This window comes from Sporocytophaga myxococcoides (assembly GCF_000775915.1).
Classification (GTDB): domain Bacteria; phylum Bacteroidota; class Bacteroidia; order Cytophagales; family Cytophagaceae; genus Sporocytophaga; species Sporocytophaga myxococcoides_A.
Genome location: NZ_BBLT01000006.1, coordinates 151,165 through 164,406 on the forward strand (window position 1 = coordinate 151,165; position 13,242 = coordinate 164,406).

Sequence of the window (13,242 nt, forward strand, 5' to 3'; positions counted from 1 at the left end):
GTTAAATGGGTGTAAAATGAAATTAATTGTATTGATATTAAGGTAATCCAACCGATTAAGATGTAATCTGAATTTTGTTTTCCCTTCTTAAGTAATAATAGGACAAGAAGGAAAGCTGCTATTATAATTCCTGAATAAAAAAACATTGTTGACGACATCCTTCAGAAGTATTATTTGTTTTCTTCAAACCACTTTACGATTACAGATGTGTTTCGTTCTGGTATAACATGATAGCTCTTTTTAAGTCAACATCGACATTACCTTCAATCCGAAGGAAATATTGCAACTGCCAGGCTTGTGTCTTTTCTGCTTGCTTACTTGTTACAGCTTCCCATGGGGGATATACCCGGATTCCTCTTTTTCCATCTTTATTATTTCCGGATATTATTCCTTTCTCCAATAAGATTGATTTGGGAAATATAAACTGCCCTAAGTGATTGTCTTTTCTACTACTGATAACAATTAAATCAAAGTCATCAGAAAAATCATATGGCTGTATCGGCCCATTGTCTATCCTTTTCCATAAAGTAACAAATTGTCCGCTTTTTGTCGGAGTTGTTTTTCCTACTCTGAATATGATTTGTTTTTTATTAATATTTAAATGGCTGGCACCGTATTCAGCACTTTCAGGTTCAGCCATAGGAGCGGTGCATTCGAAATCACAATGGTCATAAACTTGTTCTTTGGCAATATAGAAATCTTCGGGTATATGATTTGATTTAATGTTAATATTCATCAGGGCATGTTTCTTTCTGATGTAAATGTAACTGATTAAGTATAAAAAATATTAATTCTGAAAGAGAAGATACAATATTATCACTCTACAATTTCATTACTGTACAGTTTTTCTTTACTTATCTTGAAATTTTACATTAAATTTGAAGTTTGAAAAAAGCCTCAATAGAAGAATTATTTAACTGGAAAAGAGAGATTCATGAAGAAATTAATATTATTTATCCTTGCATTTTTATTGGTTTGTGTGAATTTCATTTTGCCATATGTAAGTTTTGATCATGGCATCAATCAAAGGAATTCACTGATCTACTTAATAATAAATGAAGATTACAGAGAGGAAACACTTATTGCTTTAACTGCTTTTTACCCTTTAGTTTCCGTAATTCTTTATTTGATCTTTAAGGACATTTCAGGTTTAATATATGGTAAGATTTTGTTATTTATTTGGGGAGTTGCAGGAATACTCTCTGCAATTTTACTATGGTTAATTATGAATCTCCATCTGGATGTAAAAATTGTTTCTTATAATTTTTCCTATTACTCAATCCTGATAGCTCAAGTTGGCATTTCTCTTATTACTATCATTTTTGCTTTATTGCCAAAGAAAGTACTTAAGCCTTCTCAACTGTCTGTCTGAGATTGGGAAGTATGTTTACGAGTTAAAGGTTAATGGCCTGAAGCAAATAGTTTGCTTGAAATTTTCCTTTCTTAAAATACAAAAGCTCAGGAGTTAGTATTTCCCGAGCTTTGTAAAATTTTAATTTGTATTTGCTCAAACTTTTATCGCTTTCCATCTCCCTTTATTAAAGTAATACCAGGAAAGCAGGGCTATTAGGGCTTGTGCTGCTGGAACTGCAATGATTGCTCCATAGGATTTCATATCTAATCCTTTTGCGAGAAAATAAGCCAAGGGGATCTGAAATACCCAGAAGCAAATAATGTTAATAACAGTTGGCATTTTGGTATCTCCTGCACCGTTCAGGGCTGATGTCATAACCATTCCTATTCCGTAGAAAATATATCCGCCACCAATTATCTGCAGAGATTCTACCCCATATTTTATAACTTGTTCATCTGTTGAAAAGAATCTAACAATTGGTTCGGAAAAGAATAAGAACAGAATCATAACCAAACCTGTGAAGATGCTGTTATATTTTGTTGCAATCAGTACGCTTTGTTCTGCTCTTTCAAATTCCTTAGCTCCCAGATTTTGCCCGACAAGGGTAGCTGCAGCATTGCTTAGTCCCCATGCAGGTAATATAAAGAACACAAAATTACGGAAAGCTATCTGATATCCTGCAGATGCAGCCGTACCATCTAATTCAGCCACAAGCCTGGTGATGACAATCCAGCTTCCGCTTGCTACAAGAAATTGGAATGTGGCAGGCCATGCAACATTGGTTAATGATTTTATAATTTCCTTATCAAAATCAAAATGTTCTTTGCAAAACTTAATTATTCCACTGCCCTTTAAAAGATGGTATACTTGATACAGTACTCCACTACTTCTTCCTATCACCGTAGCAATAGCAGCCCCCTTTAATCCCCAGAAATGTATCAGGAGAGGGCATAGGACGATGTTTGTAAGACTGGCAATCCACAAACTTTTCATGGCCATGGATGCATCACCGGCTCCCCTGAATATTCCATTGATAAGGAATAGTAACATAATGGCAAGGCTTCCTCCCAGCATGATCTGGGTGAATATGGCACCTTCTGCAACTACATCTTTATCAGCTCCCATGAGTGCCAGTATTTCACTTGCATAAAAAATGCCTGCTATAGTAATAGGGATTGTAATTATTGTAGAAATCAGTATTGACTGTGCGCCAGCATGTGCAGCGGCACGAGGGTTCTTTTCGCCGATTCTTCTGGCGACGATGGCAGTTGCAGCGGTACTCAGACCGATTGCCAATGAGTAAATAAGGGTAATAAAGGATTCTGTTAGGCCGACCGTTGCTATCGCATTTTTACCAAGTTTACTTACAAAGAACATATCTACCACTGCAAATACGCTTTCCAGACTGAGCTCAAGTATCATTGGTATAGCCAATAAAACAACAGCTTTGGAAATATTGCCGGAAGTAAAGTCCTGGTGTTCTCCGTTTAAAGATTGCTTTATGATTGCAAATACTTTGCGGGAGTTATATAATGTAATCATTATTAAAATTCTATCAATTAATTATAATCCATCAGAATGGTTCATAGCAAAGCATGACATTCCCGGATTTAAAAGTTTTGGCTGATTTAAGATTTAGATTAAGTTTGCTACTGATTCCTTCAAATAATCTTTTGCCATTACCTAAAACAAGAGGATTTACCATTATTCTGTATTCATCTATCAGATTATGCTTAATAAATGTAAGCGCAAGATCTGAACTTCCGAAAATAGCCATGTCCTTTCCCTGTTCTTTTTTCAGGTTCGTCACAACTTCATTGATGTTCTCATTTATGATTCTGGAATTTTGCCAGTTTGTAGTTTTTAACTTTTTTGAGAATACAATTTTTGATAGATTGTTCATTCTCTCTGCCACTATAGGATCATTCTTAATTGCATCGTGAGTAGGCCAATAGCTTGCCATCAGTTCATAAGTAATTCTTCCGAAAAGCAATATGTCAAGGCTTTTAAGAAGGTCAATAGCATATTCATTGAATTCCTCATCCACATTGTGCCAGTCTATTTCTTTATTAGGACCTTCATATAAGCCATCGACAGAAATCATCATTTGAAATATCAGTTTTCTCATAGCTGTAATATTTATTTTTCCAAATATTCTTTTAGTGATTTTCCTATAATGTAATTCCATCCATGTTCAAAGTTTTCCCTTGCGAAATCAGAAACATCTTCCGGAAAAGTTTCCAGCCCTTCATGAGTCAGTTTTACCTTTGTATTTTCTCCTTCTTCAGAGAATTGGAATGTTACAACTGTATAGCCATTGTAGCCATCGTAGGTCCAGCTATAAGACAGTTTTTTTTCTGAAGATACTTCTATAACCTTGCATACATGAGTGTATTGATGGGCAGGATCCTTTCCTCCTTTAAACCTGAATTCAAAACCAGGTTCAGGCTTAAAGTCAGGAAGGGTAAAGTACCAGTGCTTCATTTCATCCTTTTCTGTTAAAGCTTTCCAAACCTTCTGGATTGGTGCTTTAATAACTTTTTCTATTTCCAATGGGTGAGTCATAAGCTTTTTTTGATTTACTTAAATCATTGGCTGTTCATGCTATTTCAATCAGGTAAAACTTCCGCATTGCATCCAAGTTTACTGAGGAAGTTTATAAGTAAATCAATATTAAACTCACTTTCGCTTTTTACCCGAAGGATATTTTCTTCATCATCAAGGTCAAAATTTGCCTGATATCCGTCAAAATTTTGGTGGATCAGGCTGACTAAAATATCTGCCATGACCTGATCACATATATTAGTTTTAAATACTTCTATCATCTCTTTTTCAATTTGATTTGGCTTTCTGATGATCCTTGAGAGATTAATAGATTATTCTAGTTATCCTGCGGATTATTTCATAGCCAAAATCGGTTCATAATTTTTTCTATATGCATAAGCAAGGAACAGGTTTGCCAATACAACTATAATTGCAACAGGAAGTCCTTCCGGAGCTATAAATAAGTGGCAAAAAAGAATATTCACTGATACAGGGAATAGTATTACTGTCGCCAATGGCACAAAGAACCCTGTGATTAATGCCAAGCCGCATACCAGTTCAACTATTTTTATTAGATGGAAAAGGTATCCTGAAGCAGCCATGCCATCAGTAAATGTTTTAAGCGGTCCGGCAGGAATTTCCGGTTGTTCTACAAGGTTAAATAACACTACTGCCCCTGAAACGGCCATTAAAAGTCCAAGGAGAATACGTACGGTGATTGTTGCTATTTTCATAATTGTTAATTGGTATAAGTTTGGTTAAATGTATTTCTGTTTTATTTTATTTATTGTTTTCGTAATCGTAATTAACCATCCAGTGTATTCCGAATTTGTCTGTAAACATGCCGAAATAAGCACCCCAGAATGCTTTTTCAAGGGGCATTGTAACTTTTCCTCCCTCAGATAAACCATTGAATAATCGTCTTGCTTCCTCTTCACTTTCTGCAACTATAGCAACCGAGAAGTTATTACCTTGTACAACAGGATCTCCTCCGAATACTTCTGGACTATCACTTCCCATAAGGATGCTGTTTTTCCCAATTGGTAAGGTCATATGCATAATCTGCTCTTTAGCGCTTTCAGGAAAGGGATGTTCTGAAGGGACATCCTTGAATCGCATTATAGCAGGGAAATCCCCTCCAAAGACAGATTTATAAAAATTGAATGCATTTTCACATGTCCCATTAAAGGTCAGATAAGAATGTATAGCAGACATATATATTGGTTTTTATAATTATCAGGTTGAGCTTGCAACTTAAATTATTTAAATAAAACTTATATCATACACTCAATTAATTTTATTAATATAAGTTTCTTAATACAAATTTATGTTGCTTCGCTTAAAATAACAGGGTGCAAATTTGCCAATAAAAGGGTTATTTACGACATGGAGAAATGATAAAAAAGAATTACTGTGATGGTTAAAATGTTGTATCCTACAGTTTTATGTTTTGTTTTTTTTTAGATTGGCTGCAAGGATAATTGAGTTATCTTTAGTGGTTAGAAATTCTATTTAACTATTTTAATGTATCTGGCATGGGTATACTCTTTATATTCTTCGGGCTTTTTGTCTTTTCAGCTCGTAGGATTATAAAAATTACAATGACTGGGATCTCAATATGAGGTTCAGGTTTATTGTAGCTAAAAGAAATTTGAATTGAATATGTAGAGAATTGTTACGGGACATAATACTAAAAATAATTAAACTAAAATTTGAGAGGCAATTAGTTTGCCATGATATTGATAAAATAATTAAAAAAAGTAAAGGTAAAGGTAGTCTCATGGAAACAACCTTTACCTTTTTAGGTACAGTTTTTATTTAAATTATTTAATGATAACCGGAATTTCTATATTCTCCCAGAGTAAAGAAAAGCCTGTTGGAGTTATTTTATATGTAAGTCGTTCGTTAGGGCTTGTTTTACGAACTTTTACTTTTGACCTAAGTGCATCCTGCTTTTCATCATATTTATAAGCTCCCCATTGATTGCTTATTTTATTGAAGATTACTGTCCAGTCGCCTTTTTCTGAAGGAATAACAAAAAAAGAGTAACTTCCCGCAGGAAGAGTTTTTCCATCTATGGTAAGATTCTGATCTGTATTAAAAACAGTAGCTTCATTGGCACCGGCTCTCCATACCTGATCATATGGAACAAGACTTCCCCAAACCTTTCTGCCTTTAACGGAAGGACTGCTATATTTAATGGAAACATTAGCTTTACCAATTTTTCCGCTCACGCTGTCAAGAGGGCTTACACGGTTTTCGGGCTTTTGAGCAAATACGTTGCTGGAAAATAATATTCCGAAGTAAATAAAGGATAAAACTTTTAATAACTGATTCATTTTCATTCTTACAAGTTGTTTAAATTTTTATTCTTTTAAAGAAGCAATTTAAAACAATATAATTCAAGAAATGTTTTAGGGATTTTTTTAACATACTCACTAAACCAACTGTTCCTTTGAATCTATTCGAAGCTGATGAGTATTAAATACATTAGAATATGCTTTTACACTTCTTGTTAAAAATACGCTTCCACCTATAATACTGTCACGTCCAATAACAGTATTGCCTCCGAGAATGGTTGTTCGCGCATAGATAATTACATTGTCTTCAACAGTTGGATGTCGTTTTATATTTGATAACTGTTTGCTTACCTGAAGGGCTCCGAGGGTTACGCCCTGATATATGCTTACGTTATTACCAATAACAGCTGTTGAACCTATAACAATTCCAGTCCCATGATCTATAAAAAAAGGCACTCCAATGGTTGCATTCGGATGGATATCTATACCTGTTTTCCCATGAGCCAGTTCTGTAAGAACTCTTGGTAAAACCGGTATTCCCAATAAAGATAGTTTATTGGCTATTCTGTATACCGCAATGGCATAAAATCCTGGATAAGTAACAACCACCTCATTTACACTGGTAGCAGCAGGATCACTTTCAAAAATTTTAATTGCATCCCTACGGAGGTTATTGTAAATCGTTTCCAGATCATCATAGAAAGTGGTAACTGAATGCTCTATATCATAATCCTTTGGGTCAAGATAGCTGAGCAGCATATTTTCCAAGTCAATTTGATTTTTCTTAAGAATACCCTCATAGGTAGAATACCTGTTAAGTCTGTTGTTAGGAAATAGAAATTCTATTAAATCTGAAAGCCAGGCTGAAGCGCCCTGGATTGAAGGTGAGGCTTCCCATTCTGCTTTATGGGTTTTATTCAGGAGTTCAAGAAATGAATGTACTTTAGTATTTTTCATCACTTTCTAATTTCTGCTAAAAAAAAAGAATAACCTTGAAGGTGTAGGAAAAAAAAACTGCACAGCTTTTCCATAGAAAAGTGCGCAGATTTTGTTATTTATTCCGTCTTTATCTAAAGGATAGTGGTTTGGCACTACGGAGTTTATGTAGTGTTGCAACCAAAATATCAATTTCTCCGCAGGTGTTATAGAAAGCCAGAGAGGGTCTTACTGTTGCTTCAACTCCAAATCTTCTAAGGATAGGTTGAGCACAATGGTGTCCTGATCTTACGGCTATTCCTTCCTGGTTTAATGCTTTACCTACCTCTTCAGTACGGTATCCTTCTAAAACAAAAGAAAGTACACTTGCTTTATCCTGTGCAGTTCCAATAAGTCTTAATCCTGGAATTTCTTTCAGTAGACGGGTAGCATAAACTAGAAGGTGATGTTCATATTGATAAATAAGATCCATTCCAATCCTATTTACATAGTCAATAGCCGCTCCCAATCCTACTGCATCAGCAATGTTACCTGTTCCTGCTTCAAATCTTGCGGGTGCATTATGATAAGTGGTATGTTCAAAAGTTACATCCATGATCATGTTTCCTCCGCCTTGCCAAGGCTGTGTATCATTTAGTAAGGCTTGTTTACCATAAACTACACCTATTCCCGTAGGGCCATATACTTTATGGCCAGAAAAAACGAACCAGTCGCAGTTTAGGGCCTGCACATCAACTTTCATGTGAGAAACAGACTGTGCGCCATCTACTAATACTTTAGCACCTGCCAGATGTGCCATTTCTACAATCTGCTTAGCTGGTGTAACAGTACCAAGCGCATTGGACACCTGAGTAAATGAAACCAATTTTGTTTTAGGTCCAAGTAATTTGGCGTATTCACTCAAGATTACCTGTCCGTCTTCGTCTACAGGAATTACTTTGAGTTTAAGTCCTTTTCTCTCTGCTAGCTGTTGCCATGGTACTATGTTGGCGTGATGCTCCAGGTGACTTACTATAATTTCATCACCGGAATTTAAATTCTGCTCACCCCAGCTTTTGGCAACAAGATTAATAGCTTCTGTGGCTCCTCTTACAAAGATAATTTCATCAGGTGAAAAGGCGTTGAGAAAGGATTGTACCTTTTGACGGGCAGCTTCATAGGCATCTGTAGCACGAGCTGCAAGCTCATGAGCAGCTCTGTGAATATTTGAGTTCTCGTGCTGATAGAAATAAGCTATTCTGTCAATTACAGACTGTGGCTTTTGTGTTGTAGCTGCGTTATCCAGCCATATCAGAGGTTTTCCGTTTACCTTCTCCTTTAAAATCGGAAAGTCTTGCCGTACAAGGTTTATATCAAAAGGAGGGCTTACCAGACCTGTAATACCTTTATTCGGATGAGTATAGTTTTCTGAGTTTTTAGCAAAAGGCAATGGCTCATTTATTGAAATAAAATAATAGGAGTTATTGCTTATTCCGGAAAATTCCGTTGGCAACTGTTGTTTAGGAAGAGATAATTGCAATCCTTGTAAAGCTTCTTTTAGTTCTGATTCAAAAGGTTGCTCCTGTTCATATGGTAAGAGGTTTAGAGCAACCTTAGGGTCAGGATTCCTATTCATTTGAAAAGGATAAGAAGATTTACCTGCTGAATTATTTGACTGAACAGGATTAGTATGACTTTCTGTTTCTTGCCTTGATAAAGAAGGAGATATTCCGCTCCCCGCAACTGATTTAGGACTCAAACCATTGCCTAATAAATATGGGTCAGGAGTATTATTAAATGACTGCTGAAGATCTATCGGGGCAGTTTTATCAACTGCAGTCGGAGATATTCCGCTTCCCGCTACAGATTTCGGAACTCCTGTTTTTTCAGGAAAATGAGGATCCGGAAGACTAGTCTGTGGATTAGTCAAATCAAAAGGATTATCCTTAGGAGTTAAAGGATCCTTAGCATGAAGCGATTGGAGAAAATCATTAGCGAAATCTCCCGGCAATGCGGAGAAGAATTTATTAGCAAGTTTCTCTAAACTGCGTTCGTCTGGAAATAGATTTGGATTAGTAGTTGTACTCATAATAGTTTCCGATTTCTACATCATCAAGTACTGCAATAGCATCATCTACCAATACAGCTAATGAGCAATAAAGAGAAACCAGATAAGATGCTATGGCTTTATCATTTATTCCCATAAATCTTACAGAAAGACCAGGCGTCTGTTCTCCCGGAAGGTTTGGCTGATAAAGACCTACCACTCCCTGACGACTTTCTCCTGTTCTGATCAGTAGTATTTTGGTTTTACCATTTTCAATCGGAACCTTGTTTGATGGGATAAGTGGAATTCCTCTCCAGGTTATAAACTGCGATCCGAAAAGAGATACTGTAGGAGGTGGAACACCTCTTCTTGTACACTCCCGGCCAAAAGCTGCAATAGCTAATGGATGAAGCAGAAAGAATCCAGGTTCTTTCCATACTTTCGTAATTAGTTCATCCAGGTCATCAGGAGTTGGTGCTCCTTTGCGTGGCGTTATTCTCTGGCAAGGAGCAATGCTGCTCAGAAGACCATACTCTTTATTGTTGATCAGCTCGCTTTCCTGTCTTTCTTTTATGGTTTCAATTGCTAATCTTAGCTGTTCACTGATCTGATTGTATGGTCTGCTATAAAGATCAGAAACACGAGTATGTATGTCTAATACAGTATTAACAGCGCTTAAAAGATATTCTCTCGGATCTTCTATATAGTCAACAAAAGTTGAAGGAAGTTCCCGCTCATCTCTAGCTGAGCAGTCGACCTGTACGCTGTTAGCATCTTTTACTTTGTTGACTCTGTAAATACCAGACTCTACCGGTATCCAGTTCAGCAAGTGAGTTAACCAGCGTGGAGTGATGGTTGATAGTTGTGGCACAGTGCGTGTGGCAATAGCCAACTGCCTGGCCGCCACATCGCCTAATGCGGTTTGTGGAATTTTTTCCTCAGACATGAAAGTATATTTTTAAATCAAACAAAATTGATCAGAATCCACAATAAGCCATAAAAATCTAGACAATGATTATAATTAGACCATTGAAGACTTATTGGGTAATAATGTTATATCATTTGGCCGGATGATATTTCAAAAGTAGATGTTTATCAGAAATATCCAAAATATATCTGGATATCCTACCAGTATGAAAAGCCTACTATATTGATCTATTATTTAGATTAATTGTAGTATAGTTTGGGTTTTTGTTTTATGTCTTCAGTTAAGAGGAAGGATTTTTGTTTCTTAGAATAGTTATAATTTTAAATGAGGGTAGGACAGTTTTGAATTTTTTCATTTTATCGAAGACCCCAATTATTTCAAACTTTATTTTCATTGTTGAACACGGACAGATTATAGTCTAGTTTAAAATTTCTTTTTAAATAAGAAAGGAGATGAGGGGGATTGCAATTGCTTTTATACAGTTTAATTTTGATTGATTTATTAGAATGATAGTTTTTAATTATCGTTTAGCTCAATTGTAATAATAGTATGTCTGAAATTTAATTAGATGTTCTGAAGAAATAGTAAATGCAGCTATCCTGGAAATTCCGATTCAAATACTAATAAATTTGAGTTTTAACTTTAGTTCAGTATTAATAGAATACTATCAGGTATTTGTCAAATTGGACATGAATAAAAAATTGTGTAAAAACGATTTTTTGTAAAAAGAGGTTCATTCAAGGGAAGAAGGATAACGATTAAAAATTTGTTGATTTTTTTTTATAAAAATCCTTTTCAGTACTTATAAATTTCATACATTTGAAGTGGCAAGCCCGTGCTGTTGACCATTAAATGCTCACGGATATATAAAAAAATCGTTTATCTGCACTTGAAAAAGTCACATAACATTTTTTCCAACATAGAAATATGAGCGTGTCGACAGTCTGATATGGGCTTGTCTTTTTTTATTTTAATTGATTGTAAATTCTACCTCTTTCATCGCTCCTTAATTAATAGAAAAAAGTATATAGCTTGTCTAATTTTTTGTTCCTCTGATTATATTTTAAATATAACCTCATTTAAAAGCTAAATTTTATTTTTCTTCCTTTTATAATGCTTATGAATGAACCTTTAAAATGAACAGGCTGTCTTCTTAAAATGAAAAATTATGCACAAAACCAGGAGATGGCCGTCTTATTAAGAAATTTTAATCAAATTCTAATTTTATACACACATCAACTGTTTATTTTTCGAAGTTATAATTCTAGATAAAAGTATCCTTTTTGCTTATTGGTTTTTCCTAATGATATAAATCACAAGTGGATGAAACTCAATAAAGGCATCTTTACAAGCAATTAATTATATAGTAAATGGCTGCAAAATCAATTCTTTATATAGAGGACGATGAATTAGACGTAATCTGTTTTGAAAGGGCATTATTAAAGTTTAATATCCCTATAGTATTCTATACTGCCTATAATGGAATTGAAGCTTTTGAATTGCTTGAAGGAAAAAATAAAATTTCAATTCCGGATATCATTGTATTGGATTTGTCCATGCCTAAAATGAATGGTTTTGAGTTTTTAAAAAGAATGAGGAAAAACAGTAAGTATGACTTAGTCAGAATATTTATTATGACTACTTCAAATGATGACAAAGACAGAATTGAGGCGGAGTATTTTAATATTGATGGATATATTATCAAGCCTTTAAATTTTAATGAGAACACCAAAAGAAACTCATCTATGGACAATTTCATGCATTTTCAGATCAATAAAATGCTTGGAAAAGATATTTCCAGATTACAAGATTAAACGGGTAATGTAATCGTTACCGAAGTGCCTTTGCTTATGACAGATTTAATTATTAAAGTTCCACCATGGAGTTTAATAATTTTATCTGTAAGAGATAACCCTATTCCAAAGCCACTTGCTGAAAGGGTTCTGCGACTTCTGTAAAATGGTTTGAGAATTTTTGTGAGTTCATCTTTATCTATTCCAGATCCTTCATCGCTTATACTAAAGCTTATATGGGCAGGTTCTTTAGAAAAAATTTTTAGATTTACGTCTTTGTCAGAATATTTAAATCCATTATCGATAACATTTATCATAGCTACTCTTATAAGATCTTCATTTCCTGTAATTTCAATGTCACTCAGATCTTTACTTATATGATTTTCTATTAAGAGTGATCTGGAAAATTTTCTTTTTAATACTTCCTCTTCAAGTCTATCCAATAAGTATCTTAAATTGACTTTTTCAGAAATCATAATTTGTTTATCAGCCTGAATTAACTCCAAAAGCTTATTTGATAATTCTGTGAGACTGAGAGATTCTTCCAGTAATGATTGCAACGTTTCTTTATATTCTTCAGTAGAGCGATCTTTAAGCAAAGCAACTTCAATTTCTCCTGTAATAGATGTCAGAGGGGTTCTCAGTTCGTGAGAGGCATGAGCTATGAATTTATTTTGCTGTTCAAATGTATCTTCAATTCTGTCAAACATCTGATTAAAGGAATTGGCAAGTTGGGCAATTTCATCTCGTCCTTTTCGCTCCGTTAATCTGAGGCCTGCATGTCCTTCCTTAATATTATCGACTTCATGAATAATGTCTGAAATAGGAGATAAGGCCCTTGATGAAAAAAATCGTCCTGTAAAAAAAATAATTATTAGTCCAAACAAGTTTCCTGCTGCTAAAGCAATAGCGAGAAAGTTAGTAGCTTTGTGGCCTTCCATGTCAATAGCTGAGGCAGTTATGACATAAGTGCTTTTATAGTCAAGACCTACAAACTGCCTGTCTTCTATCCTGAAGGAATATTTTTTTTCATCTCTGATCTTTTGAAGTTTTTCGTCAGGAATTTTAAACCTTATTGTATCATCTCTATATACCAGGTTGTTATTTTTATCATAGATCCTCACATACTCTTCATGAAGCGACTGAAGGTAATTTCGTCTGAGTTTTTTTAATAACTCAGCATTTATTTCATCTACTTCAATTAGAATTTTAGCGGTATTTAAAGCTTTTTCTCTTAGTCGCTTTCTGAAAGTGAATTCTCTGTATTGGCAGAACGCGTAATATATACAGATACTGAATAAAATAAGAATACAAAAGACAATCCCTGTAAACTGTAAAGTAAGTTTGTTTCTTATTTTCAT

At 34.8% G+C, this 13,242-nt stretch carries 14 protein-coding genes; 2 read left to right on the forward strand and 12 right to left on the reverse strand.

Translation table 11 applies throughout. The annotated features are described in order from the left end of the window. Positions 1–199 precede the first annotated feature (199 nt). Positions 200–736: a MepB family protein gene (locus MYP_RS15040; RefSeq protein ID WP_045464936.1), complete on the reverse strand. Its 537-nt coding sequence runs from the start codon at positions 734–736 to the stop codon at positions 200–202. A 198-nt stretch (positions 737–934) separates the two neighbouring features. On the opposite strand from MYP_RS15040, the gene MYP_RS15045 reads away from it, so the two are divergent. Next, positions 935–1,372, forward strand: coding sequence for a hypothetical protein (locus tag MYP_RS15045; protein WP_045464938.1), 438 nt, complete (start codon positions 935–937; stop codon positions 1,370–1,372). Positions 1,373–1,507: 135 nt separating this feature from the next. Here MYP_RS15045 and MYP_RS15050 read toward each other — a convergent pair whose 3' ends face one another. The 10 genes from MYP_RS15050 to MYP_RS15095 all read right to left on the reverse strand — a co-directional run bounded on the left by MYP_RS15050 (position 1,508) and on the right by MYP_RS15095 (position 10,106). Next, positions 1,508–2,896 carry an MATE family efflux transporter gene (locus MYP_RS15050; RefSeq protein ID WP_045464940.1) on the reverse strand — a complete coding sequence of 463 codons (1,389 nt, stop codon included), beginning with the start codon at positions 2,894–2,896 and terminating at the stop codon, positions 1,508–1,510. Between the two features lie 31 nt (positions 2,897–2,927). After that, the gene (locus MYP_RS15055) at positions 2,928–3,482 is read right to left on the reverse strand and encodes a dihydrofolate reductase family protein (protein ID WP_045465505.1); all 555 of its coding nucleotides are present in this window, start codon (positions 3,480–3,482) and stop codon (positions 2,928–2,930) included. Between the two features lie 11 nt (positions 3,483–3,493). Then, complete coding sequence (locus MYP_RS15060) at positions 3,494–3,919, reverse strand: SRPBCC family protein (protein ID WP_045464942.1); 426 nt, start codon at positions 3,917–3,919, stop codon at positions 3,494–3,496. A 44-nt stretch (positions 3,920–3,963) separates the two neighbouring features. Then, positions 3,964–4,179 (reverse strand): hypothetical protein, encoded by a 216-nt coding sequence (locus MYP_RS15065; protein WP_045464944.1) that lies wholly within the window; start codon positions 4,177–4,179, stop codon positions 3,964–3,966. Positions 4,180–4,251: 72 nt separating this feature from the next. Then, entirely contained in the window at positions 4,252–4,632 is a 381-nt protein-coding gene (locus tag MYP_RS15070) for a DoxX family membrane protein (protein WP_045464947.1), read from the reverse strand. A gap of 46 nt (positions 4,633–4,678) precedes the next feature. After that, entirely contained in the window at positions 4,679–5,113 is a 435-nt protein-coding gene (locus tag MYP_RS15075) for a VOC family protein (RefSeq protein WP_045464949.1), read from the reverse strand. A gap of 608 nt (positions 5,114–5,721) precedes the next feature. Next, positions 5,722–6,237 (reverse strand): DUF2911 domain-containing protein, encoded by a 516-nt coding sequence (locus MYP_RS15080; RefSeq protein WP_045465508.1) that lies wholly within the window; start codon positions 6,235–6,237, stop codon positions 5,722–5,724. Between the two features lie 99 nt (positions 6,238–6,336). After that, positions 6,337–7,155 (reverse strand): serine O-acetyltransferase, encoded by an 819-nt coding sequence (locus MYP_RS15085; protein WP_045464951.1) that lies wholly within the window; start codon positions 7,153–7,155, stop codon positions 6,337–6,339. Between the two features lie 109 nt (positions 7,156–7,264). Then, the gene (locus MYP_RS26780; RefSeq protein ID WP_045464953.1) at positions 7,265–9,202 is read right to left on the reverse strand and encodes a family 2A encapsulin nanocompartment cargo protein cysteine desulfurase; all 1,938 of its coding nucleotides are present in this window, start codon (positions 9,200–9,202) and stop codon (positions 7,265–7,267) included. Further along, positions 9,186–10,106, reverse strand: a complete 921-nt coding sequence (locus MYP_RS15095; protein ID WP_045464955.1) for a family 2A encapsulin nanocompartment shell protein — start codon at positions 10,104–10,106, stop codon at positions 9,186–9,188. Before MYP_RS15095 ends, MYP_RS26780 begins: the two co-directional genes overlap by 17 nt. A 1,352-nt stretch (positions 10,107–11,458) precedes the next feature. Here MYP_RS15095 and MYP_RS15100 point away from each other — a divergent pair. After that, positions 11,459–11,902, forward strand: a complete 444-nt coding sequence (locus MYP_RS15100) for a response regulator (protein WP_045464957.1) — start codon at positions 11,459–11,461, stop codon at positions 11,900–11,902. Here the strand turns inward: MYP_RS15100 and MYP_RS15105 are convergent. Further along, on the reverse strand, positions 11,899–13,242 hold the full coding sequence (locus tag MYP_RS15105) for a sensor histidine kinase (protein WP_045464959.1): 1,344 nt from the start codon (positions 13,240–13,242) through the stop codon (positions 11,899–11,901). The two genes, MYP_RS15100 and MYP_RS15105, sit on opposite strands and share 4 nt — an antisense overlap.

Excerpts from the sequence above, each read along its gene's own strand:
- MYP_RS15075 (WP_045464949.1), bottom strand. The coding sequence starts at position 5,113 with ATGTCTGCTATACATTCTTATCTGACCTTTAATGGGACATGTGAAAAT.
- MYP_RS15055 (WP_045465505.1), bottom strand. The coding sequence starts at position 3,482 with ATGAGAAAACTGATATTTCAAATGATGATTTCTGTCGATGGCTTATAT.
- MYP_RS15095 (WP_045464955.1), bottom strand. The coding sequence starts at position 10,106 with ATGTCTGAGGAAAAAATTCCACAAACCGCATTAGGCGATGTGGCGGCC.
- MYP_RS15065 (WP_045464944.1), bottom strand. The coding sequence starts at position 4,179 with ATGATAGAAGTATTTAAAACTAATATATGTGATCAGGTCATGGCAGAT.
- MYP_RS15070 (WP_045464947.1), bottom strand. The coding sequence starts at position 4,632 with ATGAAAATAGCAACAATCACCGTACGTATTCTCCTTGGACTTTTAATG.
- MYP_RS15085 (WP_045464951.1), bottom strand. The coding sequence starts at position 7,155 with ATGAAAAATACTAAAGTACATTCATTTCTTGAACTCCTGAATAAAACC.
- MYP_RS15045 (WP_045464938.1), top strand. The coding sequence starts at position 935 with ATGAAGAAATTAATATTATTTATCCTTGCATTTTTATTGGTTTGTGTG.
- MYP_RS15040 (WP_045464936.1), bottom strand. The coding sequence starts at position 736 with ATGAATATTAACATTAAATCAAATCATATACCCGAAGATTTCTATATT.
- MYP_RS15080 (WP_045465508.1), bottom strand. The coding sequence starts at position 6,237 with ATGAATCAGTTATTAAAAGTTTTATCCTTTATTTACTTCGGAATATTA.
- MYP_RS15060 (WP_045464942.1), bottom strand. The coding sequence starts at position 3,919 with ATGACTCACCCATTGGAAATAGAAAAAGTTATTAAAGCACCAATCCAG.
- MYP_RS15105 (WP_045464959.1), bottom strand. The coding sequence starts at position 13,242 with ATGAAAATAAGAAACAAACTTACTTTACAGTTTACAGGGATTGTCTTT.
- MYP_RS26780 (WP_045464953.1), bottom strand. The coding sequence starts at position 9,202 with ATGAGTACAACTACTAATCCAAATCTATTTCCAGACGAACGCAGTTTA.
- MYP_RS15050 (WP_045464940.1), bottom strand. The coding sequence starts at position 2,896 with ATGATTACATTATATAACTCCCGCAAAGTATTTGCAATCATAAAGCAA.
- MYP_RS15100 (WP_045464957.1), top strand. The coding sequence starts at position 11,459 with ATGGCTGCAAAATCAATTCTTTATATAGAGGACGATGAATTAGACGTA.